Below are 23164 nucleotides of genomic sequence, written 5' to 3' on the forward strand. Positions count from 1 at the left end.
CGCCACTTCCCCTCCTCCAGAAACCCCCGGGCGGGCCGGCCTTCCCTCACTCATGCCGGCCGGCCTGCCCGGGCCACCGACCCCGGGTCCGGGCCGGTCTGGTCCCGGCCCGGGCATCCTCGTACAGCCTGCCTCGTAATGTTCGCCATCGGGGTCGAATGTTTCGATCTGGTCTGCCGACGGGCCATGCCGGACCGTCCGTTCGCGTGACGAGGCCCACCTCTACGCCATCGAGGTCGGCGGGAGAGGGGCGAGCGTGATCGCCCGCATCGGTCCGGTATGCCAGCGCCTCGCGCGGCAGCCGGTGTATGTACGTCACCGAGGGCGAGCGCGGCCCTCGACTGGTTCGAGTGCGTCCTCAAGAGCCGCCCACGCCGTGACGGTTGGCGGCAGATTCACCGCGTACAAGGGGTTGCCACCGTTTGGCAGCTGTCTCTAGGGTGCGGCAGCAACGCAGCTTTCTGGATCTCAATCGAAACTTTCGGTCCAGTGGACGGCCAGGACGGGCCGTCCCGTACCCAAGGAGCGCATGATGGGCGACCCGGGACTGTCCCGCCGCGGCTTCCTGGCGGCCTCCGCCGCGGCCGGTGTGGGCATGACGGCACTGAGCGGTTGCGGCGGCGGCTCGAACGGAGGGTCGTCGGACGGCACGACCACCATCGAGTGGTGGAACATCTCCACGACCGAGCCGACGAAGGGCGTCTGGGCGGCGCTGGCCAAGAAGTTCGAGGCCCAGAACCCCAAGGTGAAGATAAAGATCGTCCAGTTTGAGAACGACGCCTACAAGTCCAAGATGACGGCCCTGACCGCCTCAGGGAAGCTGCCCGACATCTTCCACACCTGGGGCGGCGGTGTGCTGAAGCAACAGGTCGACGCCGGGCTCGTCGAGGACCTCACCGACCGGACGAAAGATTTCGCCGACGGTCTGCTGCCGGTCGCGAAAGAGCCGTATCTCCTCGACGAGAAGGTGTACGGCATCCCGTTCGACATCGGCATGATCGGCTTCTGGTACAACAAGGCGCTGTTCAAGGACGCGGGCGTCAGCGGTCCACCGACGACCTGGAGCGGATTCCTCGACGCCGTACGGAAGTTGAAGGCCAAGGGCACCACCCCGCTCGCCCTCGCGGGCAAGGAGAAGTGGCCCGGCATGTACTACTGGGCCTACCTCGCCATGCGCACCGCGGGCGCCTCCGCCCTCCAGAAGGCCTACGACGACAAGGACTTCACCGGCGACGCCTTCGTGCAGGCCGGGCAGCACCTCCAGGAACTCGTCGACCTCCAGCCCTTCCAGAAGGGCTTCCTCGGCGCCGCCTACTCCACCCCCACCGGCCAGGCCGCGGCCGTCGGCAACGGCAAGGCGGCGATGGAGCTGATGGGCCAGTGGGCCCCGGTCGTCCAGGCGGACGCCGGCAAGGGCCTCGGGGACGACCTCGGCTTCTTCCCGTTCCCCGCGGTCGAGGGCGGCAAGGGCGCGATCACCGAGGTGTTCGGCGGGGGCGGCGGACACGCCCTGCGCAGCGGGGCCCCGCAAGCGGCCGTCGACTTCCTGAAGTTCTTCGCCTCGGAGGCGACGGACCTGGAACTGGTCAAGAAGACCGGCATCCTCCCGGTGCTCCCGGCGGCCGAGAGCGCCATCGTCGACCCCAACATCAAGGCCGTACAAGCCCAGTTGAAGGCCGCCACCGGCTTCCAGCTCTATCTCGACCAGGCCTACGCGCCCGCCGTCGGCCAGGAGGTCAACGACAGCGTCGGCGCGCTCATCGCGGGGTCCAAGTCGCCCCAGCAGGTCACCGAGTCGATCACGCAGGTCACGAAGGAAGAGCAGTAGCCGACAATGGCCTCCACGTTCCTGCCGGACAAGCGGACCGGCCCCGGCGGCCCCGACGCCGACACCCCGCCCCCGTCCGCCGGCGCGGCCCGGGGGCGGGCCCGGCGGCGTGCGCTGCACTGGCTCACCGCGGTCGGCTTCCAGGTGCCCGCACTCGTGCTCTTCCTCATCCTGGTGCTGCTGCCGATCCTGTTCGCGCTGTACGCCGCCTTCTTCCGCTGGGGCGGCTTCGGGATGCCGTCCGACTACATCGGCGCCGACAACTTCACCCGGCTCTTCGACGACCCGGTCTTCCTGGGCGACCTGTGGCGCTGCTTCGTCCTGGTGGCCCTGTCCCTCGTACTCCAACTGCCGTTCGCGCTGGCCCTGGCCGTCGCGCTCAACCAGAAGATCCGCGGCCGGGCCGTCTACCGGATGCTGTTCTTCGCGCCCTACGTCCTGTCCGAGGCCATCACCGGCGTCCTGTTCGGCATGATCTTCGCCCCCGACGACGGGCTCGCCGACCGGATCCTCGGCGGGATCGGCCTGGACGGCATCGGCGGGGAGTGGTTCGCCGACCCGTCCATGGTCATGGCCACCCTGTTCCTGGTCATGACGTGGAAGTACTTCGGCTTCCACATGATGCTCTACCTGGCCGGACTCCAGTCCATCCCCAGGGAGTTGACCGAGGCGGCGCTCATCGACGGCGCCGGACCCTGGCAGCGCTTCCGCAACGTCACCCTGCCGCTGCTCGCGCCCACCCTGCGCATCAGCGTCTTCCTCTCGGTCATCGGGGCGATCCAGCTGTTCGACCTGGTGTGGGTGGTCACCCAGGGCGGCCCCGACCACCACTCCGAGACCATGGCCGTGACCATGTTCCAGTACGGCTTCAAGCGCTACCAGGTCGGCTACGCCAGCGCGATCAGCGTGGCCATGTTCGGCATCAGCCTCGTCTTCGCCCTCGCCTACCAGCGGTTCGTGCTCCGCCGCGACCTCGAAGGGGCCACGACCACCATGAGGGGGGACGGCAAGTGAGCCGCAAGAGCCTGAGGAACCTGAGGAATCTGCCCCTGCACGTGGTCCTCGTCGCGGTCGGCGCGGTGATGGCCGTACCCCTGCTCTACGCCCTGTTCTCCGGCTTCAAGTCCACCGACCAGCTCTCCACCAACCCGGTCGGACTGCCCGCCCCCTGGGTCACCGGCAACTACACCGGCATCCTCGGCTCCGGCGACTTCTGGCGGCTGCTCGGCAACAGCACGCTGATCGCCGTGACGACGACCGTCATCGTCGTCGCGCTGTCCGCACTCTCCGCGTACTCCTTCGCCCGGTTCGCCTTCCGCGGGCGGGAGTTGCTGTTCACCCTGTTCACGATGGGGCTGATGTTCCCCTTCGCGGTGGCGGCCCTGCCGCTGTTCCTGCTGCTGCGCTCCATGGGCCTGCTCGACAACCCGCTGGGCGTGATCCTGCCGCAGGCCGCTTTCGGGCTGCCGATGACGATCATCATCCTGCGCGGCTTCTTCCGGCAGATCCCGGGCGAGTTGGAGGAGGCGGCCACGCTCGACGGGTGCGGTCCGCTCGGGTTCTTCTGGCGGGTCCTGCTGCCCATGGCACGGCCGGCGCTCGGCACGGTGTCGGTCCTCGCCGTCGTCACCAGCTGGAACAACTTCTTCCTGCCGCTGCTCGTCTTCACCGACTCCACCTGGTGGACCCTGCCTCTCGGCGTCCAGCAGTTCCAGGGCCAGTACTCCGGCGACTTCGCCCGCGTCTTCGCCTACCTGGTGCTGGCCATGGTCCCCGCCCTCGCCTTCTACTCGGTCGCCGAGCGCCAGCTCGTCGGCGGCCTCACCGCCGGCGCCACCAAGGGATGACCCGCGCCGGGGGTCCGTACGGCTCGCCCACACATCCGCACGTGAGGAGTCGCACCATGCGCAAGAACCGTCTGAGACTCGTCGGCGTCCTCGCCGCCGCCCTGATGGCCGCCGGAGTCGGCACGAGTGCGCCCGCCCAGGCGCACGAGAAGCCGACCACGCTCGCCGACCTCGCCCAGCGCCACGGCCGCTACTTCGGCAGCGCCACCGACAACCCCGAGCTCGTCGACGAGCCGTACAAGGCCGTCCTGGGCAGCGAGTTCGACCAGGTCACGCCGGGCAACGGCATGAAGTGGTACGCCACCGAGCCCCAGCAGGGCGTCTTCGACTGGACCAAGGGCGACGAGATCGTGAACCTCGCCCGCGCCAACCACCAGAAGGTACGCGGCCACACGCTCGTCTGGCACAGCCAACTGCCCGGCTGGCTCACCGGCAAGGAGTGGACGGCGGACGAGCTGCGGGCCGTACTGAAGAACCACATCCAGAAGGAGGTACGGCACTACCGGGGCAAGGTGTTCGCCTGGGACGTCGTCAACGAGGCGTTCAACGAGGACGGCACGTACCGCGAGACGATCTTCTACAAGACGCTCGGCCCCGGTTACATCGCCGACGCCCTGCGCTGGGCCCGTCAGGCCGACCCCAAGGTCAAGCTCTACCTCAACGACTACAACATCGAGGGGATCGGCCCGAAGAGCGACGCCTACTACAACCTGGCCAAGGAGCTGAAGGCCCAGGGTGTCCCGCTCGACGGCATCGGTCTCCAGGCCCATCTGGCCCTTCAGTACGGCTATCCGACCACCCTGGAGGACAACCTCCGCCGCTTCGCCAGGCTGGGCCTGGACACCGCGCTCACCGAGGTCGACATCCGGATGATCCTGCCCGCGACCGAGGAGAAGCTGGCCCAGCAGGCCGAGTGGTACGCGGATCTGACCGACGCCTGCCTCGCGGTGCGCCGATGCGTCGGCATCACGCTCTGGGACTACACGGACAAGTACAGCTGGATCCCGGCGTTCTTCGAGGGCCAGGGCGCCGCGCTGCCGTGGGACGAGGAGCTGCGGCCGAAGCCGGCGTACTTCGCGATACGGGAGGCGCTGAAGTAGGCCGAGGGGGAGGGCGACCGAGGAGTTACGTTGAGTGACCGCCCCTGAACGCACGTGGGGGCCGGCTCGCAGTCAGGGTCTGCGACCGGCCCCTGGAAGAACGCCGGGCGTCCGTCGCGCCGCCCGGTGGTGCGGGCCTCTCCGGCGTGATCCGCCGGCGGGCATTACGCGGCGGTTACCACCTTGCCGGTGCCATGCGGACGGTGCGGGGCGATGATCTGGCCGTCCGGCAGGAGCTCACCGGTGTCCTCGAAGAGCAGAACACCGTTGCACAGCAGGCTCCATCCCTGCTCCGGGTGGTGCGCCACGAGACGGGCGGACTCCCGGTCGGCGGAGCTGGCTGACGGGCACGATGGCTGGTGCTGGCACATGGATGGGATCTTTCGCTCTGGCGTGATGTGTGAGATGGCTGTGGTGTCTGTTTCGCGGCGTGAAGACTCGTTCATGGCCGCCCCCCGTTGTTTAGGTCGGTCGGAACCCAGTGTTGCCCCACGGGCGTCAATCCGCAGGGATTTCGCAGCACCGCTTTCTTACAGGTTGATGACGCATCCCGAACGCCGGCGGTTCATTCCAACTCGACGGTCACTTCGGATGGTTCGCCGTGGTCGGATAGGGCTAGTCCGGGTGATCCGAAGGCCCTGGGAGGCTCATTCGAGCGCATTCTCGCTCGTGCGAGCCGATTGCGGTTCGCGTGTGTTTCCCGTTGTCCGATACGAGCGTAGTCCCGCCCCCGTTCAGCCGCGTACCCCGCGACCCGGAAGAGGGCGACGGGGTACGGAGATGCTCGCGGGGCGCGCGGTCAGGCGGGTGAGCCGAGCAGTGGCGGCAGCGGCGGCAGTGGAGCCGGGGCCGGGGTCGGGGTCGCCCGGTGGGTGAGCACCGGGAGCAGCTCGGCGACCCGGTGCGGCAGGTGCGACGCGATGCCGGGCGGGGCCGGGGCCAGCGGGATGAGGATGTCGGCGGCGTCGGGGTGGCCGGCGGCGCCGTCCGCGGTGCAGTCGCCGTGCAGCCAGAGGGTGAGCATGTAGAGGCCGGGGAACGACAGCAGGCGCGGCTGGAAGGGCTGTTGGATCTTCTCCGCCTGGCGCAGGGCGCGCTCCGTGGAGGCGATGTACGGGCCCTCGAAGAAGTGCGAGAAGGCCCAGCCGTCGGGGGTCAGGCGGGTCTCGGCCGCGGCCACCGCGCGTTCCCCGCAGTGGATCAGAAAGCGCCAGCCCGCCAGCCGAGTCGCGGACACGCCCGCCGGGGTGATCTCGTCCACCACGTGTACGGGCAGCGGGAGTTCGGGTGTGGTGGGTCCCTGGGCTGCGCGCAGGGAGGGTGTTCGGGCCTCGCGGACCGCGGTGGGCGAACCGAGTGCGGTGAGGACGGAGCGAAGTGCGGGCGCGGGAGCCGGGGGAACATGCAGCGGCATGATGGGTCGCCTCTCATTTGGCAGGCACGGTGGCGCGAGGGCGGGGCGGGGGCGGACGGCGCTGTCTGCTCACGGAGGTCAGAGAGGCGGGGGCCGGGGTCAGGGAGCGCGAGGGGGGTGTGGGGCCTGCCGTACGTTCACCTGACGACAGGTCCTGGGACCGCGGGCGCCAACCCTCTGCCTTGATTGCGGAGTTTATACGACGGGTGTTCAGACAGTGTTTCGTCTAACCGATTTCGGTGCACCCGGCAAGGGTTCATTCGGTCGGAGATATGCGGGAATCATCCCGATTCCCGGCCGATCAGACGGCGATGACCTCGAAAAACGCCCCGGTGCGGTCGGCCAATTCTCGTCGGCGTTTTTCACGAGTTCGTGAGCCGTCCGAAACTGCACGGTGCCGCATGCCCGGTGAATGTGCCGCCGGTGACTCCGACAGCCTAGCGGGCGCCGGGCGGACGCGGGACGTTATCGATCGCTTCGGCTGGGCATCATCCCACCTGACCCGGGAGACCGGCGGTCGGATCCAGGACCCGCTGGGTGGGCCCCCGGGGCCCACCCGTCCGAGGAGGGAAGCTTCGATGGGGGAGAAGGTCGTGGCAGGTCGGTTCGATCTGTCCGATCGCCAGCGCTACCGCGAGAAGCTGCGGCAGTGTCTGACGGGCCTGGAGCGGCTGCTGGAGGAGAAGCGGTTCGACCGCCCCAAGAACCTCATGGGGCTGGAGATCGAATTGAACCTCGCCGGCGCCGACGGCATGCCGAAAATGCTGAATGCGCAGGTGCTGGAGCGGATCGCGAGCCGTGATTTCCAAACAGAACTCGCCATGTTCAATCTGGAAGTGAACATAGCCCCACACCGGTTGCAGGAGCGGGTATTCGACCGGCTCGCCGAGGAACTCCGTACGTCACTGGCATATGCCGACCGAAAAGCGGGCGAGCTCGACGCGGGAATCGTGATGATCGGCATTCTGCCGACCCTCGACCGGGACGACCTGGTCTCCTCGAACCTCTCCGCCGTCGATCGCTACGCTTTGCTCAACGAGCAGATCGTGGCCGCCCGCGGCGAGGACTTCCTGCTCGACATCGACGGCGTGGAGCGTCTGACCTGCACCTCGAAGTCCATAGCCCCCGAGGCCGCCTGCACCTCCGTCCAACTGCACCTCCAGGTCACCCCGGGCCGCTTCGCCGACGTGTGGAACGCGGCGCAGGCGGTCGCCGCCGCCCAGGTCGCCGTGGGCGCCAACTCGCCCTTCCTCTTCGGGCGTGAGCTGTGGCGGGAGTCCCGCCCACCGCTGTTCCAGCAGTCCACCGACACCCGCCCGCCCGAGCTCCAGGCACAGGGCGTGCGGCCGCGCACCTGGTTCGGGGAGCGGTGGGTCACCTCGGCGTACGACCTCTTCGAGGAGAACCTGCGCTACTACCCCGCCCTGCTGCCGATCTGCGACGACGAGGACCCGCTGGAAGTCCTCGACGCGGGCGGCACGCCCACGCTCGCCGAACTCGTGCTGCACAACGGCACCGTGTACCGCTGGAACCGCCCGGTCTACGGCATCGCCGACGGCGTCCCGCACCTGCGCGTGGAGAACCGCGTGCTGCCCGCCGGGCCAACCGTCACCGACGTCATCGCCAACGCGGCCTTCTACTACGGCGTCGTCCGCGCCCTCGCCGAGGAGTCGCGGCCGGTGTGGACCCGGCTGCCCTTCGAGGCGGCGGCCGCCAACTTCGACGCGGCCTGCGAGCACGGCATCGACGCCCGGCTGCGCTGGCCCCGGCGGGGGCGGTACGGCGGGACGACCGAGGTCGACGCGGTGAGCCTCGTACGCGACGAACTGCTGCCGCTGGCCGAGGTCGGCCTGGACGCGTGGGGAGTCGAGCCGGCCGACCGGGATCTCTACCTGGGCGTCATCGAGGAGCGGTGCCGACGGCGCATGAACGGCGCGTCCTGGCAGGCGGCCACCTTCCACCGGGCACGGGAGACCGGGATGACCCGGGAGGCGGCACTGGCGGCGACGACGCGGCGGTACCGGGAGCTGATGCATCGCGGGGATCCGGTGCACACCTGGCCGGTGGGGTTGCTGGAGCCGGTGCCGTTGGGGTGAGGGCCGGTCGCACGGGGTCGCCTCGATGGGGGTCGCCGATGCCCGCTCCATACTGATCGGGCAAGCTGTGGCGTCCCATGACGGTGGTGCGACTGGAGGCACGTGTGCAGGGCGAGGCAGGCCCCCTGGCCGATTCATTTCCGCACGAGCGGCCGACCCGACGGATCTTCCGTGACGAGACGCTGCTCGTTCTGGCGCTCTCGCTCGGTGCGAGCGGTGTGTCCGCCCTGATCAGTTTTGTCGGGTCGGTCACCAAACCCGGAGGGCTCAAGGACCAGGCGGCCACCCTCAACGCCTCGGCCGCGCCGGGCCGTCCCTGGCTGGATCTCGCCTGGCAGCTCTTCGGGATCACCACCGCCCTGGTGCCCGTAGCGCTCGTCGCGCACTTCCTGCTGCGCGAGGGGCAGAGCCTGCGCACCCTCGGCTTCGACCGCACCCGGCCCTGGCCCGACCTCGGCCGCGGTGCGGCGATCGCGGCGGTGATCGGCAGCACCGGAATCGCCTTCTACCTGGCCGCTCGCGGGCTCGGCTTCAACCTCACCGTGGTGCCCGAGGCGCTGCCAGAGGTGTGGTGGAAGTACCCGGTGCTGATCCTCTCGGCGATGCAGAACGCGATCCTCGAAGAGGTCATCGTCGTCGGCTATCTGCTGCGCCGCCTCGGCCAGTTGGGCTGGACACCCGGCACCGCGCTGGTGGCCAGTTCCGTACTGCGCGGCTCCTACCACCTCTACCAGGGCATCGGCGGCTTCATCGGCAACATGGCCATGGGCGTGGTGTTCGTGTACCTGTACCGGCGCTGGGGGCGGGTGGGCCCGCTGGTGGTGGCGCATTCCCTGCTCGATATCGGGGCGTTCGTGGGGTATGCGCTGCTGGCCGGGAAGGTGGGGTGGCTGCCGACGGCGTGAGCGTCTTCGAGGGGGCGTACGACGGTCTCGTACGCCCCCTTCGTCATGCTCGGGTGCCCTCCGGCGTCCTCCGTAGCTGCCTTCCTAGGCGATCAACTCCCCTTCGATGACGGTGACCGCACGGCCGCTCAGCAGCGTGCGGTCGCCGCGCAGTTCCGTGTGGACTCGGCCGGAGCGGCGGGAGGCCTGCAGGCCGGTGAGTTCGGTCCGGCCGAGGCGGTCGGACCAGAACGGGGCGAGGGCCGTGTGGGCGCTGCCGGTGACCGGGTCCTCGTCGATGCCGACGTTCGGGAAGAAGCAGCGGGAGACGAAGTCGTAGCCCCGGGTGGGGTCCTGCGCGCGGGCGGTGGCGATGATGCCGCGCCGGGAGTGGGCGCCGAGCGCCTTGAGGTCCGGGGCGAGGGCGTGGACGGCCTTCTCGTCGGCGAGTTCGAGGAGCAGGTCGCCGACGTTCGGACCGGTGTCGACGGTGGTGAGCGGCTCGGCGCCCAATGCCTGCGCGAGCCCGTCCGGGACCTCGACCGGCGTGAGCGGGGCGGTCGGGAAGTCGAGCGTGACGGAGCCGTCCTCGCGGGGCGTGGCCACGAGCACGCCACTGCGGGTGGCGAACCGTACGGGTCCCTCGTGGGTGCCGGTGCTGTGCAGCACATGGGCCGTGGCGAGCGTGGCGTGCCCGCACATCGCCACCTCGGCGACCGGAGTGAACCACCGCAACGCCCAGTCGGCCTCCCCGCCCTCGGCCAGCCGATGCGCGAACGCCGTCTCGGCGTGATTGACCTCCATGGCCACGTTCTGGAGCCAGTCGTCCTCCGGGAAGCCGTCGAGCAGCAGGACCCCGGCCGGGTTGCCGGAGAAGGGACGGTCGGTGAAGGCATCGACGATTCGAATCCGCATGGCGCTGACGCTAGGGGGTGCGGGGAGGGGGTGGCCAAGGCCAATTCGGGGGTGCTGGACCGATTTCGGGGTGGGGTCGGGGAGGAAGCAGGAGGCGGGGCAAGGGCCTTTCCGGGTGAGGTGGGTGCATGGGCGGGGACGAGCCGACACGGTTGGTCATGCGGTGAGGTGTTGGGGTGGCATAGGGGCGTGGAGCCGGTGGCGCATGGAGAGTGGCTGCGGATATCGGTGCGCGGGACGAGGGGTGACGGCTTGCGGCGCCGGTGTGGAGTAGGGGTGGTGGCCTGAGGCACTTTTGCGGAGCGGGGATTGGGCGTGGCGACCGGTGGGACTCATGCGGAGCCGGGGCTGCGCGAACGGTTTGCCTGGTCCTCTGACTGGACCGGCGGCCGTCCGATGGCTCGGAGCAACCGGCAGCTGTACGCACTTTCCTCCCGGGCCCCGCACATCCGGTAGGCGCCCCTGATCCTCCAGGCCGGACCGCCAGTCGTCGGCCTCGCCGTATCCCACGCCCGAGCGCCGTGCCGTACGCCCCGTGCCCCTCCGTGCCAGGTCATGGCACACCTCGCCGACCCACCCGCCCATCTCAATCCGACCCTTGCCATTCGAACTGTTCCGATATATCGTTGACGCATCGCGACAGATCAACGATGGAATGGAGTGATTGCGATGCGTTCCCATGGATACGAGCGTGGACACGGTGGACACGGTCAGCACGGCCGAGGCGGCTTCGAGAGCCTTCGCGGTGCCTTCGGGCCCTTCGGCCCGGGCGGCGGCCCCGGCTTCGGTGGGCCTGGTTTCGGCGGGCCCGGCCCTTGGGGGCCCAGGGGGCGGGGCGGACCGCGAGGGAGGGCGCGGCGTGGTGACGTACGGGCATCGATCCTCGCCCTGCTGAAGGACCGCCCCATGCACGGCTACGAGATGATCCAGGAGATCGCCGAGCGCAGCGGCGGGGCGTGGAAGCCCAGCCCCGGCTCGGTGTACCCCACCCTCCAGCTGCTGGAGGACGAGGGCCTGATCGCCAGTGAGAGCGAGGGAGGCAAGAAGCTCTTCTCGCTCACGGAGGCGGGCCGCGAGGCGGCCGAAGGCGGGCCCGAGGCGCCCTGGGAGGAAGCCTCCCGCGGTGTCGACTGGGAGGCTCTGGGTGAGATCCGCCAGGCCGGCTTCGGTCTGATGGAGGCCTTCGGGCAGGTCTGGAAGACGGGCAGCAAGGACCAGCGCGACAAGGCGCTGGCCGTCATCAACGACGCCCGCAAGAAGCTGTACCTGATCCTCGCCGACGAGGACTGAGCGGCGCCGGCGGCCTCCCCGCCGTAAGTGAAGGCGCCCCGTGGAACGCTCCACGGGGCGCCTTCGTGGGTGTCGCGCGGCCGGTCAGGTCACCAACCCCGCCAGCTTGCGCAGCGACTCGTTCAGCGCCGCGGTGGCCGAGTCCTTGAGCTTGCCCGCCATCAGTGACACCGCCGCCCCGGTGAACTCCCCGTCGATGCGTACGGTCGTGGCGGCGCCGTCGCCATCGGGGGTGAGCGTGTAGCGCGTGGCCACGGTCACGGCCATGGGGCCCTTGCCGCGAATGGCCAGCACCCGCGCCGGCTCCAGTTCCTCGATGGTCCACTCGACCTCGGCCGGGAACCCCATCAGCTTCATGTTCTCCTCGAAGGTCCCGCCCACTTCGAGGGCCGCGGGGCCGCCGCCCGGGAAACTGGTGTGGGTGGCGTTCCACTGTCCGTACGCCGGCCAGTCCGTCAGTTGCGCCCATACCTTCTCGGCCGGTGCCTCGATGCGTGCCTCCGCGCTGACTTCGGCCATGCGACCACCCCTTCGTCTCGGGCTACGGTGTCGCGGAACGTAGCCGTGGGGCGTGGAACATTCAATACTGATGAACCGTCAGAAAGTGTGGAGACGCGGACCCGCCCCGCGGACTCAGCCCACCCGCCGTATCACCGCCGCGTCGAACACATCCCACGCCCGAGGCAACGCGCTCTCGTCGTGGCAGTGCCACGCATCCCAGAACAAATCGGCGAGCAGGGCGTCCTCCGGCGCGTACACCCGGTAGACGTACTGTCTGCCGTCAACGGCAGGCAGCGCCACGAGCCAGCACCTGCTCTCCATGTTCCTGAGGGACGTGCGACGGAGCGCCTTGGTTGCGTAAGAGGCGCATGGCAAAGGGGCGCGCGCCCCTCCGGGGGCTTTCGGCGTGATGTCATCCGTAAGGAGGAGATGTCGGCCGGCGGAGTCCACTCTGTGTGGGACGCGAAGATGCTTCCTCTCGGGGATGACCTGGCGCGAAGGGGCTGATGGGGTAGGGGATGTGCAACCCCGTATTCCCCGGCAGTCGGCCCAGGAGCCGGACGGCCGGCGCCCGGACGCCCCGGCGGACGATGCCAGGCTCAGCGACGAGCTGGCAGCGGTGGTCTCCGGTGCCCGTCGGCGGGCGGTCAGGGACGGGGACCGGCAGATCGACACGGCCCATCTGCTGCACTCGCTCCTGGAGCACGACCCGGGCGTCTACGCCGTCTTCGGTGACGGCCCCCAGATCGCCCGCCTGCTCGGCTACCTCGTGCAGCGCACCATCGGCTACGGCCTGCGCTGGCAGGGCACCGTCGAGGACTCCGGCGCCGTACCCGTCGTGATGGACGGCGAGGGCTTCTCCCCGCTGGCCGCGAGCGCCATGGAGCACGCCCGTCGACACGCCGCCCGGCGCGGCGACACCCAGGCTCGCGGCATCGACCTGCTCGCGGCGATCGTGCTGGACCGGCAGGCGCGAGCCGTCGAGGTGCTCGACCGCGCCGGCATCGACGCGAACGTGCTGCGCGCCCGGATCGACGAGCGGCGTGACGAGTACGTGGCCGGCGACACCGCCCGTTAGGCGCCGAACCCCGCCCGTCCACTCGGTGAGACAGGTGTCACCGGGGATGACGCTCCTGTCATCGCCTGTCATCATGTGCCCGTGCGTACGTATGAGAGCAGTCAGGCCGGCCGTGGCAAGGGCGTCGGGCTCGGTCTGGCGATCGGTTCCGCGGTCGCCTTCGGCGGATCCGGAGTCGCGGCCAAGCCGCTGATCGAGGCGGGGCTCGACCCGCTGCACGTGGTGTGGCTGCGGGTGGCCGGCGCCGCCCTGGTGATGCTGCCGCTCGCCGTGCGCCACCGCGACCTGCTGCGCAGCCGTCCCGCGCTGCTCGCCGGGTTCGGGCTGCTCGGTGTGGCCGGCGTGCAGGCGTTCTACTTCGCCTCGATATCCCGGATCCCGGTCGGCGTCGCGCTGCTCGTCGAGTACCTGGCGCCCGCCCTCGTCCTCGGCTGGGTGTGGTTCGTGCAGCGGCGGCCGGTGACACGCGCCGCCGCCGTCGGCGTGGTCCTCGCGGTCGGCGGCCTCGCCTGTGTTGTCGAGGTCTGGTCTGGCCTGAGCTTCGACGCCCTCGGACTGCTCCTCGCGCTCGGCGCCGCCTGCTGCCAGGTCGGCTACTTCGTCCTGTCCGACCAGGGCAGCGACTCCGGCGACGCCGCCCCCGACCCGCTCGGCGTCATCGCGTACGGCCTGCTCATCGGCGCCGCCGTCCTGACCGTCATCGCCCGCCCCTGGAACCTGGACTGGTCGCTGCTCGCGGACACCGCCGACATGAACGGCACCCCGGTCGCGGCCGGCGTGCTGCTCGCCTGGATCGTGCTCGTCGCGACGGTGATCGCTTACGTCACCGGCGTGGTCTCGGTACGACGGCTCTCGCCTCAGGTCGCCGGAGTCGTGGCCTGCCTCGAAGCGGTCATCGCGACCGTCCTCGCCTGGTTCCTGCTCGGCGAGCACCTCTCGGCGCCGCAGATCATCGGCGGGGCGGTCGTCCTCTTCGGGGCGTTCATCGCGCAGTCGTCCGCGCCCGCCAAGAGCCCGGCCGAACCGGTGGCGAGCGGCGGTCCCGAGCGCGAGTTGTCCGCCCGCGGAAACGTCGCCTAGGCTCGCCGTCATGCCTTCGACGCTCGTTCTTCCGCCTCCGGCCGCCTGAGGCGGGCCCTCCGGAACATCGGCCCGGCGACTCGCCGGGCGGAACGGTGCTGCCCGCAGACGAAGTCCACGGATCCCGCTGAGCCGGGCTCCTCCAAGAACTTCTGCATGTCTGCGGAGAACAACTCGTGTCGAACACCTCTGTCTCCGGCCTGCCCATCGGGCGAGGCCTCCTCTACCTGATCATCGCCGGTGCCGCCTGGGGCACCGCCGGCGCGGCCGCCTCGCTGGTCTACCGGACCAGCGACATGGGGCCGATCGCCCTCTCCTTCTGGCGCTGCGCCGTCGGTTTCGTGCTGCTGCTCGCCGTCCGGCCGCTGCGTCCGCGCACGCGGACCGTCACCCCCGAGCCTCTCGGTCGCAAGGCGTGGCGGGCGGGTGCCACGGGTCTCGGGCTCGCGGTGTTCCAGACGGCCTACTTCGCGGCCGTGGACGCCACCGGACTCGCCGTGGGCACCGTCGTCACCCTCGGCGCCGGTCCCGTGTTCATCACCCTCGGCGCCCGGCTGACGCTGGGGGAGCGGCTCGGCCGCGGGGGCGTCGCGGCGGTGGCCGGCGCGCTCACCGGACTCGCGGTGCTCGCACTCGGCGGTGAGGGCGCGACCGTACGGCCGTGGGGCGTGCTGCTCGCGTTGGTGTCGGCGGCGGCGTACTCCGTGATGACCCTGCTGACCCGCAAGTGGGGCCGGGACGGCGGGGCCGACGCCGCCGCCACGTCCGTCTGGGCCTTCGCGGTCACCAGCCTGTGCCTGCTGCCGTTCGCCTTCGTCGAGGGGCTTCTGCCGCACACGGTCGACCCCGTCCGGCTCGGCTGGCTGGTGGCGTACATCGCGGCCGTGCCCACGGCCCTCGCGTACGCCCTCTACTTCGCGGGCGCGGCGGCCGTACGGTCCGCCACGGTGTCCGTGATCATGCTGCTGGAGCCGGTCAGCGCGGCGGTGCTCGCCGTCTTCCTGCTCGGCGAACACCTGACGGCACCGACCCTCGTCGGCACCCTGCTGATGCTCGGGTCGGTCGCGGGTCTCGCGGCGGCGGAGACGCGCGGCGCACGGCGGAAGCCGCTGCCGGCCTGACGCCGAGGGGCCCGCACCGCACGGGTGACGGGCCCCTCTTTCAGCCCGTGCGCCGACGGAGCAGGTGGTCGCGGGCGGCTGCGTCCCGCGGACCGTTCCGCTGCGCCAGACTGGCCGCGACCCTGTCCTTGACCTGATCGGTCCGGTGATTCGCGTACTTGAACTTGGCCCGTACGCCCGTCACTTCGAGCCGCACCCCGCGGAGCCCGGACAGCAGGCGGCCGTACGGCACCTCGCCCACCGCGACCGTCGCCGAACCGCCCTCCGGCTGGAAGTGGCCGACCTGACGGTTGAGCATCTCGGCCTTCTCGGCCGGGTCGTCCACGACATGGGCCCGGCACCGGAGTTGGACGGCCGCGTAGAAGCTGGTCGGAGTGCCGTGCTCGGGCGGTTCCTCCGGTGCCGCCTGCCAGGGACCCGGTACGTACACGTAGTCGTCGACCACGCTCAGGACGACCTCGGGGTCGGCCAACAGGGCCGGCCACATCGGGTTCGGACGGGCCAGGTGCGTGACGACCTCGCCGCGCTCGGCGTCGTACACGAAGTGCAGCGGCTGGACATGAGGCGGCTCCCCGTCCAGGCCGTTGACGACGAGTTGCCCGAAGTCGTGGACGGCCAGCCACCGCTGCCACTCGGTGTCGTCGTGGGGCGCGTCCCAGGGGTGGATCAGCATCACAGGGCTCCGAGGTAGTCGGGGAGCCGGGTGCCGGGGGCCAGGTCCGGGTCCCCGACCGGTGCCTCGTAGCCCTTGCGCAGCGGGACGACGCCGGCCCAGTGGGGGAGGGCGAGGTCCTCCGGCTCGTCGTTCACACCGCCGGTGCGCAGCTTGGCGGAGACCTCGTTCAGGTCGAGGCGGATCACGGCGGTCGCGGCCAGCTCCTTCTTGTTGGCGGGGCGGGAGTCGGCCGCCCGGCCCGGCACCACATGGTCGACCAGGGCGTCGAGGGCGACCCGCTTCTCCTCGGGGTCCGTCACGTCGTACGCGAGCCCGTGCACCACCACCGACCGGTAGTTGATCGAGTGGTGGAAGGCCGAGCGGGCCAGGATCAGCGCGTCGACGTGCGTGACCGTCAGGCACACCTGCAGCCCCGGGTCGGCCTGGCCGGTCATCCGCAGCGGGCGCGAGCCCGTCGAACCGTGGACGTAGAGCGTGTCGCCGACCCGGCCGAACAGCGTGGGCAGCACGACCGGAGCGCCGTCGCGCACGAATCCGAGATGGCAGACGTAGGCCTCGTCGAGTATCGCGTGCACCAGTTCCTTGTCGTACGACGCCCGGTTCGGCGAGCGCGTGGGGACGGTGCGGTCGGTCGGCGTGTAGGCGGCGGGCGGCGACGTCGGCTGCGGGGTCCCCTGCATTGCGTTCTCCATTGCACTAGTGCATAATCTTGTTTGTGCTAGGAGGATATCGGATCGAAGGCCGACGCGCAGCAGAGATTGCGGCGAGCGTCGAGCGTGCGGTGGGTGCAGGTGAACTGGAGCCCGGCCAACTCCTCCCGCCCATGCGGGAGTTGGCGGTCGAGCTCGGAGTGAATCCGAACACCGTCGCCGCCGCGTACCGCACCCTGCGTGAGCGTGGAGTGATCGAGACCGCGGGCCGCCGGGGCAGCCGGGTGCGGCCCAGGCCGGCCACGACCGGGCGCGAGCGTGCCCGGGTGGTCGCGCCCGAGGGCGTACGCGACGTGGCGAACGGCAATCCGGACCCGGCGCTGCTGCCCTCCCTCGCGAAGGCCTTCGCCGCCGCGGCCGAACAGAGCGACCGGGAACCGGTGCTGTACGGCGCTGACCCCGTGGAGCCGGAACTGGCACGGATGGCACGGGCCGAACTGGCCGCCGAGAGAGTGCCGGAAGGCCCCCTGGCCGTCGCCTCCGGTTCGCTCGACGCCATCGAGCGGGTACTCGCGGCCCACCTCAAACCGGGAGACACCGTCGCCGTCGAGGACCCCGGATGGGGCAGCCTCCTCGACATGATCCCCGCGCTCGGGCTGCGCACCGCTCCGGTCGCCGTCGACGACGAAGGGCCGCGGGAGGACGACGTACGGCGAGCCCTGGAGGCCGGGGCCCGTGCCCTGATCGTCACCTGCCGCGCCCAGAACCCCACCGGCGCCGCGGTGAGCGCCACGCGCGCGCGTGCCCTGCGTTCCGTACTCCGCGAGCACCCGGAGATCCTGCTGATCGAGGACGACCACGGCCACGGCATCGTCGACCTGCCCCTGCACTCCCTGTCCGGCACCACCCGCACCTGGGCCTTCGTCCGCTCGGTCGCCAAGGCCTACGGCCCCGACCTGCGCCTGGCCGTCCTCACCGGGGACTCCGTCACGGTCGACCGGGTCCGCGGCCGGCAGCGACTGGGGCCCGGCTGGGTCAGCCGCCTGCAACAGCGGGCCGTGGTACGGCTGTGGACCGACGGCGCCCTGGACCCGACGGCGGTGGCGAAGGCGTACCGCAGCCGCCGCGACCTGCTCCTCACGGCCCTGGCCGAACGCGGCGTCGAGGCCCACGGCCGCAGCGGCCTCAACGTCTGGATCCCGGTCCCCGACGAGACGACCGCGGTAGCCCGCCTCCTCCACGCCGGCTGGGCGGTGGCCCCCGGCGCCCGCTTCCGAATGGGCGCACAGCCCGGGATCAGGGTCACGGTCGCGACCCTGGGCCCGGAGGAGGTAGCCCCGCTGGCGGATGCGGTGGCGTCGGCGGTGGCCCCGGCACCGGCGAGGCGATATGTGTAACGCCGGGGAAGGACAGCCAACCTCAAAGGGGCGCGGGGAACTGCGCGACCAGCCACAACCTGCCCGCAGTCGCGAACGATTGACGTTCACCCACCCCACTAGGCGCTCTTGCGCCGCACCTGAGTAAGCGCGGCCCCCGCAAGCACGACCACCGCCCCCACCGGAGTCGACCAGCTCAACGACTCGCCCAACAGGGCAACCCCCGCCCCCGTGGCGATGACCGGAATGAAGTACGTGACCATCTGCGCCGTCGTCGGCCCGACCTCCGCGACCAGCCCGTACTGGATCAACACGGCGAGCCCGGTGCCCAGCACACCCAACGCCACGACCGCGAGCAACGGCACCAACTCCCAGTGAGCCGGAACCGACGTGAACAGGGGCGTCACAACGGCCAGTTGAACCGACGCCAACAACAACTGCGCCCCGGTCAGCGACAGATGCGACGCCCCCGACCCGGCCAGCGTCCGCCGCACGTATATCCACCCGATCGGATAGCTCAACGAGGCCAGCAAGGCCATCGCCGTCCCCGTGGCGTCCAGCCCGGTGAACCCCTGCCACGCCCCCAGCACCGTCAGCACCCCGAGAAACCCGATTCCGAGCCCGGCCACCCTCACCCGCGTCGGCCGGTCCTCCGAGAGCGCGACCAGGGACAGGGCCATGCCCCACAGCGGCGACGTCGCGTTGCAGATACCCGCGAGCGTGGACGGGATGGTCAGCTCGGAGTACGCGAACAGGGAGAACGGCAGCGCGTTCAGCAGGAACGCGGCGACCGCCAGATGCCCCCACGTGCGCGCCCCGCGCGGCAGCCGCTCCCGCTTCACCAGCATCGCCGCCGCCAGCACCGCCGTACCGAACACCAGCCGCCCGAGCGTGACTTGGAAGGGCGCGTAGCCATGGGTCCCCACCTTGATGAGCAGAAAGCTGAAGCCCCAGATCAGGGAGAGCGCGGCGAAGCGCAACCGCCAGTCGAGACGGGCGCGGGGGCGAGGCCGGACAGGCGCTGCGGCCGGGTTGCGCGGGGCGGTGGTGGCGGTGGAGGCGGTGGTCATGGCAGCAACGATGCTGCAGAGAACCTCGTAGCACAATCGAGAACTCGCGCCGGGTATCTCGTAGAATCGCTTACATGTTGAACCTGGAGCGCCTGCGCACCCTGGACGCCCTCGCCCGCCACGGCTCGGTCAGTGGCGCCGCCGAAGGGCTCCACATCACGACGTCCGCCGTGTCCCAGCAGATGTCCAAGCTGGAGCGCGAGGTCGGCCAGCAGATCCTCGCCAAGAACGGCCGCGGCGTGCGGCTCACCGATGCCGGCCGGCTGCTCGCCGAGCATGCCGCGCGCATCCTGTCGCAGGTCGAGCTGGCCCAGTCCGACCTGGAGGCACAGCGCGGACAGGTCGTCGGCGAGCTGAGAGTCGCGGCGTTCCCGACCGCCGCACGCGGGCTGTTCCCGTCCGCGCTCTCCACCCTGCGCACGGAGCACCCCGCGCTGCGTCTGCGCTCCTGCGAGCTTGAACCGGAGGCCGGCATCGCCGGAGTGATCCGCGGCGACCTGGACCTGGCCGTCGTGCTCGACTGGTACAACAAGCCGATGGCGCTGCCCGAGGGCCTGGTCAAGGCGCACATCGTGGACGACCCTGCCGACGTGGCGATGCCCGCCGGGCACCGGCTCGCCGATCGGGACGAGGTGGATCTCGCCGAGTTCGCCGAGGACGAGTGGATCACTTGGGGCGAGGGCGAGTTCTGTCACGAGTGGCTGATGTTCACGCTGCGCTCCCAGGGCATCGAGCCCCATCTCGGCCACCGGGCCCCCGAGTCACACACCCAGTTCGCGCTGGTCGCCGCCGGGCTCGGTGTGTGCATCGCGCCCCTGCTGGGGCGCCATCCGATGCCCGCCGGAGTAGTGACCGTGCCGCTGCGGCAGCGGGTGCGGCGCCATGTCTTCGTCGTCTGGCGAGCCGACGCCGACCGCCGCCCGTCGATCCGGGCGGCGGTACGGGCACTGCGTGACGCGGGGGCGAACATCTCCTGACGCCGCCTACGGCGCCCCCAGCTTCCGGAAGTCCCACGACACGATCTTCTCGGGCGTCAGCCGCACCCACGCGTGCCGACCGTCGTGCGGCATCTCCTCGATGTCGAAGTTCTTGCGGGCGAACAGCGTCTCGGGGACGTCGAGTTCGGCCCGCAGCTCGCCGACGCGCGGGATCTCGCCCACGAAATCGACGGTGCCGGACAGCTCGACGCCGCGCAGTTGCTCGTACTCCTCGCCCGTGTCGATCACGATCGCCACCCGCGGATCGCGCCGCAGATCGGTCCACCGCTTGCTGCGGACGACCGAGTACAGCCACAGTGAGATGCCGTCCCAGGCGAACCACAGGGCGCTGACATGCGGAAAGCCGTCGGTGGACACCGTGGCGACCCGACAGGTGCGCTGGGTGGTGAGGAACTCGTCCAGCTCGCCAGGCGTCATCATGATCTTCCGGCCCCGGCGCTGAGTCACGGTCATGCGGCCCCCTCTTCTCTCACGTCGTGTCAGAGGAGAGATCCTCTGACATCACGTCAGAAAAGGATGGGTCGTCTTCCGTCGACACGCAATGGTGGTTCCGTCCTTACGCAATGGTGGCTACGCTCGCCCGCCCACACCGCCGTCGGTCACAGGGGGAACCATGCCGTCGCACGCCGAACTCAGCGAACTCCTCGACCCCGCGACCACCGTCCTGCTCACCGTCGAGTGCCAGCAGGGCGTCGTCGGACCGGACAGCGCGTTGCCCGAACTCGCCACGGAGGCCCGCTCCTCGGGTGCCCTCGCCCACGTCGCCCGGCTGGTCGCGGCGGCCCACGAGAGCGGCGTCCAGGTGATCCACGCGATCGCCGAACGCCGTCCCGACGGCCGCGGCGCCAACCACAACGCGCGGCTGTTCCGCGCCGCCGAACGGCTCCCCGTCCAGCAGCTGTCCGGCAGCGCGGCGGTGCGGGTGGCGGCGCAGATCGAGGTCGCCGAGGAGGACTTCGTCGTACGGCGGCTGCACGGCCTGTCCCCGATCCAGGGCACCGACGTCGACGCGTTGCTGCGCAACCTCGGCTGCCGCACGCTGATCGTCACCGGCGTCTCGGCCAACGTGGCGATACCCAACGCCGTCTTCGACGCCGTGAACCGGGGATACGCCGTGGTCGTGCCACGGGACGCCATCGCCGGGGTGCCCTCCGACTACACCCCGGCGATGATCCGCCACACCCTCGCATTGGTCGCCACGGTCGCGACCACGGACGAGGTACTGGGCTGCCTCAAGCGTCCCCGCGGGGTCAGGCGAGCGTGATCGAGTCGCCTGCCACGCTGATCTCCTTGGCGGCCAGTGGTTCGGTGGCGGGCCCCTTCTTCACGCTGCCGTCGAGGACGGAGAACTGGCTGTTGTGGCAGGCGCAGGTGAGGGTGTCCCCTTGGAGGTCCGTCATCGGACAGTCCCGGTGGGTGCAGATCGTCGAGAAGGCCTTGTAGTCGCCCGCCGTCGGCTGGGAGACCACCACCTTCTCGTCGCTGAAGACCTTGCCGCCGCCTTCCGGGATGTCGGCGGTCTGCGCGAGCGCCGCACCGCCGGCGCCGGCCTCGCTCGACGAGCCGCCCGCTTCCGTTGTCGCACCGCCACCGGCGGCGCCCTGTTCGGTGGACGAGCCGGACGCGTCGTCGTCCGACCCGCACGCGGTCAGCGCAACGGCGAGCCCCGCGGCGCCGACCGCCGCCACGACGGTACGGCGACTGGGTTTCGACACCGGCTGAACTGATTCGCTGGTCATGCTGACGTTCCTTCCGGTAATTCGTGATCTGCCGAGAGGTACGGTCCGTACGGACCGGCTGTTCAGACGCTGTCGAAATCCTGACTCGGTCCGGCGAAGAGGTGGGTAAAGCGGAGCTGTCGGTTCACTGTCCAGAGCTGTCGGTTTCCTGTCGGCCCGAACTCATCGCCGCCCGCCCTGGCCACCCCGGCCCCTGCCCGGGCGCCAGTAACCTGGGGCGATGCTCAAGGAAGTCATCGCGACCCGCTACATCACGCCCCTGCGTGAGGGCGGCTCGCTGCCGGGACTCGTCGAGGCCGACGACCTCGGTACGTACGTCATGAAGTTCACCGGCGCCGGACAGGGCCGCAAGACGCTGGTCGCCGAGGTCGTCTGCGGTGAACTCGCCCGCAGGCTGGGTCTCAGGGTGCCCCGGCTGGTGACCGTGGAGCTCGACCCGGTGCTGGGACTGGGCGAACCCGACCAGCAGGTACAGGAGTTGCTCAGGTCCAGCGGCGGCACCAACCTCGGCATGGACTTCCTCTCCGGCGCGCTCGGCTTCGATCCCCTGGCCTTCGAGGTGAGCGCCGAAGAGGCCGGCCGTATCGTCTGGTTCGACGCCCTGGTCAACAACGTCGACCGCTCCTGGCGCAACCCCAACCTGCTGATGTGGCAGGGCGAGCTGTGGCTCATCGACCACGGCGCGACCATGATCTGGCACCACAACTGGCCCGGGGCCGAGGCATCGGCGGCGCGTCCGTACGACGCCTCCGACCACGCCCTCGCCTCCTTCGCGCCCGAAGTGCGGGGCGCCGCAGCCGAGTTGGCGCCGCTGATCACCGAGGACCTGCTCGCCGAGGTGACCGCCGCGATCCCGGACACCTGGCTGGCCGGCGAACCGGGCTTCGATACACCCGATGAGCTCCGGCGGGCGTATGCGCGGCCTCTGCTCGCCCGCGCGGCCGGCGTCCATGAGCGCGTCACCGGAATCGAGGAGAGCAAGTGAGCGAGCGCCACATCCATATGGCCGGCCATGTGGTCGAACGCCACATCATCCGGGGCGGCGAGTCGAACGACCGGGACGTCTTCGAGTACGCCCTCCTGCGCGTCGTACCCCGCGTCGAACGCGGCGAGTGCATCAACGCGGGCGTCCTGGTGTACTGCCGGGCCCGGGGCTACGTCGGTGCCCGCACCCACCTCGACGAGGCGCGGCTGCTCGCCCTCGACCCCGACGCGGACGTGGCCGGCGTCAGGGCCGCGCTCGGGGCCGTCGAGGGCGTCTGTGGGGGCGGTGAGGCGGCGGGGCAGGCGGCCGGCGACGACGCCGGGCGGCGCTTCCGCTGGCTGATCGCGCCCCGCTCGACGGTCGTCCAGCCGGGACCCGTGCACACCGGATTCACGTCCGATCCGGCGGCCGAGGCGGCGCGGCTGCTCGACCGGTTGGTGAAGTGACGGATCAGGTAATGGATCACATGCGCGCGGTCACCGTTGACACCGCGTGCCAGGACTTCTAGCGTCACGT

General features: G+C 70.5%; 25 protein-coding genes. 15 read left to right on the forward strand and 10 right to left on the reverse strand.

Annotated elements, in window-relative coordinates; all coding sequences use genetic code 11:
- The first annotated feature begins 532 nt into the window (after window positions 1–532).
- From ACIA8X_RS43710 to ACIA8X_RS43725, 4 genes are all read left to right on the forward strand, one after another.
- Entirely contained in the window at window positions 533–1828 is a 1296-nt protein-coding gene (locus ACIA8X_RS43710; RefSeq protein ID WP_393461824.1) for an extracellular solute-binding protein, read from the forward strand.
- Window positions 1829–1834: 6 nt separating this feature from the next.
- Complete coding sequence (locus ACIA8X_RS43715; protein WP_399460612.1) at window positions 1835–2842, forward strand: carbohydrate ABC transporter permease; 1008 nt, start codon at window positions 1835–1837, stop codon at window positions 2840–2842.
- 68 nt (window positions 2843–2910) lie between these two features.
- Complete coding sequence (locus ACIA8X_RS43720; RefSeq protein WP_393461826.1) at window positions 2911–3675, forward strand: carbohydrate ABC transporter permease; 765 nt, start codon at window positions 2911–2913, stop codon at window positions 3673–3675.
- Window positions 3676–3731: 56 nt separating this feature from the next.
- Window positions 3732–4775 carry an endo-1,4-beta-xylanase gene (locus ACIA8X_RS43725; protein WP_393461743.1) on the forward strand — a complete coding sequence of 348 codons (1044 nt, stop codon included), beginning with the start codon at window positions 3732–3734 and terminating at the stop codon, window positions 4773–4775.
- 164 nt (window positions 4776–4939) lie between these two features.
- On the opposite strand, the gene ACIA8X_RS43730 is transcribed toward ACIA8X_RS43725, so the two are convergent.
- Window positions 4940–5146: a DUF5999 family protein gene (locus ACIA8X_RS43730; RefSeq protein ID WP_177000843.1), complete on the reverse strand. Its 207-nt coding sequence runs from the start codon at window positions 5144–5146 to the stop codon at window positions 4940–4942.
- A gap of 428 nt (window positions 5147–5574) precedes the next feature.
- A complete protein-coding gene (locus tag ACIA8X_RS43735) occupies window positions 5575–6189 on the reverse strand; it encodes a hypothetical protein (protein WP_393461745.1) in 615 nt (204 codons plus the stop codon).
- Window positions 6190–6767: 578 nt separating this feature from the next.
- Here ACIA8X_RS43735 and ACIA8X_RS43740 point away from each other — a divergent pair.
- Window positions 6768–8285, forward strand: a complete 1518-nt coding sequence (locus tag ACIA8X_RS43740) for a glutamate-cysteine ligase family protein (RefSeq protein WP_393461747.1) — start codon at window positions 6768–6770, stop codon at window positions 8283–8285.
- 104 nt (window positions 8286–8389) lie between these two features.
- Complete coding sequence (locus ACIA8X_RS43745; protein WP_393461828.1) at window positions 8390–9190, forward strand: CPBP family intramembrane glutamic endopeptidase; 801 nt, start codon at window positions 8390–8392, stop codon at window positions 9188–9190.
- An 84-nt stretch (window positions 9191–9274) separates the two neighbouring features.
- Here ACIA8X_RS43745 and ACIA8X_RS43750 read toward each other — a convergent pair whose 3' ends face one another.
- Complete coding sequence (locus ACIA8X_RS43750) at window positions 9275–10084, reverse strand: PhzF family phenazine biosynthesis protein (protein WP_393461749.1); 810 nt, start codon at window positions 10082–10084, stop codon at window positions 9275–9277.
- Between the two features lie 669 nt (window positions 10085–10753).
- Between ACIA8X_RS43750 and ACIA8X_RS43755 the strand changes: the two genes are divergently transcribed.
- Entirely contained in the window at window positions 10754–11374 is a 621-nt protein-coding gene (locus ACIA8X_RS43755) for a PadR family transcriptional regulator (protein ID WP_393461751.1), read from the forward strand.
- Window positions 11375–11458: 84 nt separating this feature from the next.
- Here ACIA8X_RS43755 and ACIA8X_RS43760 read toward each other — a convergent pair whose 3' ends face one another.
- A complete protein-coding gene (locus ACIA8X_RS43760) occupies window positions 11459–11893 on the reverse strand; it encodes an SRPBCC family protein (RefSeq protein WP_393461753.1) in 435 nt (144 codons plus the stop codon).
- 114 nt (window positions 11894–12007) lie between these two features.
- The gene (locus tag ACIA8X_RS43765; protein ID WP_393461755.1) at window positions 12008–12196 is read right to left on the reverse strand and encodes a hypothetical protein; all 189 of its coding nucleotides are present in this window, start codon (window positions 12194–12196) and stop codon (window positions 12008–12010) included.
- A 199-nt stretch (window positions 12197–12395) separates the two neighbouring features.
- Between ACIA8X_RS43765 and ACIA8X_RS43770 the strand changes: the two genes are divergently transcribed.
- From ACIA8X_RS43770 to ACIA8X_RS43780, 3 genes are all read left to right on the forward strand, one after another.
- Complete coding sequence (locus ACIA8X_RS43770; RefSeq protein WP_393461757.1) at window positions 12396–12953, forward strand: Clp protease N-terminal domain-containing protein; 558 nt, start codon at window positions 12396–12398, stop codon at window positions 12951–12953.
- Between the two features lie 75 nt (window positions 12954–13028).
- A complete protein-coding gene (locus ACIA8X_RS43775) occupies window positions 13029–14033 on the forward strand; it encodes an EamA family transporter (protein ID WP_399460613.1) in 1005 nt (334 codons plus the stop codon).
- A 176-nt stretch (window positions 14034–14209) separates the two neighbouring features.
- Entirely contained in the window at window positions 14210–15154 is a 945-nt protein-coding gene (locus tag ACIA8X_RS43780; protein WP_393461760.1) for a DMT family transporter, read from the forward strand.
- A gap of 40 nt (window positions 15155–15194) precedes the next feature.
- Here ACIA8X_RS43780 and ACIA8X_RS43785 read toward each other — a convergent pair whose 3' ends face one another.
- Both ACIA8X_RS43785 and ACIA8X_RS43790 read right to left on the reverse strand, forming a co-directional pair.
- Complete coding sequence (locus ACIA8X_RS43785) at window positions 15195–15827, reverse strand: FMN-binding negative transcriptional regulator (RefSeq protein ID WP_393461762.1); 633 nt, start codon at window positions 15825–15827, stop codon at window positions 15195–15197.
- Window positions 15827–16510 (reverse strand): pyridoxamine 5'-phosphate oxidase family protein, encoded by a 684-nt coding sequence (locus ACIA8X_RS43790; protein ID WP_393461764.1) that lies wholly within the window; start codon window positions 16508–16510, stop codon window positions 15827–15829. Before ACIA8X_RS43790 ends, ACIA8X_RS43785 begins: the two co-directional genes overlap by 1 nt.
- Window positions 16511–16545: 35 nt before the next feature.
- Here ACIA8X_RS43790 and ACIA8X_RS43795 point away from each other — a divergent pair, with 35 nt between their 5' ends.
- Window positions 16546–17877, forward strand: a complete 1332-nt coding sequence (locus tag ACIA8X_RS43795) for an aminotransferase class I/II-fold pyridoxal phosphate-dependent enzyme (RefSeq protein WP_393461766.1) — start codon at window positions 16546–16548, stop codon at window positions 17875–17877.
- A 98-nt stretch (window positions 17878–17975) separates the two neighbouring features.
- Here the strand turns inward: ACIA8X_RS43795 and ACIA8X_RS43800 are convergent, their stop codons facing one another.
- The gene (locus tag ACIA8X_RS43800) at window positions 17976–18926 is read right to left on the reverse strand and encodes a DMT family transporter (protein WP_393461768.1); all 951 of its coding nucleotides are present in this window, start codon (window positions 18924–18926) and stop codon (window positions 17976–17978) included.
- Between the two features lie 74 nt (window positions 18927–19000).
- Here ACIA8X_RS43800 and ACIA8X_RS43805 point away from each other — a divergent pair, with 74 nt between their 5' ends.
- The gene (locus ACIA8X_RS43805) at window positions 19001–19903 is read left to right on the forward strand and encodes a LysR family transcriptional regulator (RefSeq protein WP_399460614.1); all 903 of its coding nucleotides are present in this window, start codon (window positions 19001–19003) and stop codon (window positions 19901–19903) included.
- A 6-nt stretch (window positions 19904–19909) separates the two neighbouring features.
- Here the strand turns inward: ACIA8X_RS43805 and ACIA8X_RS43810 are convergent, their stop codons facing one another.
- Window positions 19910–20377: a pyridoxamine 5'-phosphate oxidase family protein gene (locus ACIA8X_RS43810; RefSeq protein WP_399460615.1), complete on the reverse strand. Its 468-nt coding sequence runs from the start codon at window positions 20375–20377 to the stop codon at window positions 19910–19912.
- A gap of 160 nt (window positions 20378–20537) precedes the next feature.
- Between ACIA8X_RS43810 and ACIA8X_RS43815 the strand changes: the two genes are divergently transcribed.
- Complete coding sequence (locus ACIA8X_RS43815; protein WP_399460616.1) at window positions 20538–21188, forward strand: cysteine hydrolase; 651 nt, start codon at window positions 20538–20540, stop codon at window positions 21186–21188.
- Here ACIA8X_RS43815 and ACIA8X_RS43820 read toward each other — a convergent pair.
- Entirely contained in the window at window positions 21175–21663 is a 489-nt protein-coding gene (locus ACIA8X_RS43820) for a Rieske (2Fe-2S) protein (RefSeq protein ID WP_393461776.1), read from the reverse strand. The two genes, ACIA8X_RS43815 and ACIA8X_RS43820, sit on opposite strands and share 14 nt — an antisense overlap.
- A gap of 220 nt (window positions 21664–21883) precedes the next feature.
- On the opposite strand from ACIA8X_RS43820, the gene ACIA8X_RS43825 reads away from it, so the two are divergent.
- Window positions 21884–22648, forward strand: a complete 765-nt coding sequence (locus ACIA8X_RS43825) for a HipA family kinase (RefSeq protein WP_393461778.1) — start codon at window positions 21884–21886, stop codon at window positions 22646–22648.
- On the forward strand, window positions 22645–23094 hold the full coding sequence (locus tag ACIA8X_RS43830) for a DUF3037 domain-containing protein (protein ID WP_393461780.1): 450 nt from the start codon (window positions 22645–22647) through the stop codon (window positions 23092–23094). Before ACIA8X_RS43825 ends, ACIA8X_RS43830 begins: the two co-directional genes overlap by 4 nt.
- Window positions 23095–23164: the final 70 nt, after the last annotated feature.

The organism is Streptomyces sp. NPDC051738 (assembly GCF_044453205.1).
In the GTDB taxonomy this organism is placed as follows: Bacteria; Actinomycetota; Actinomycetes; order Streptomycetales; family Streptomycetaceae; genus Streptomyces.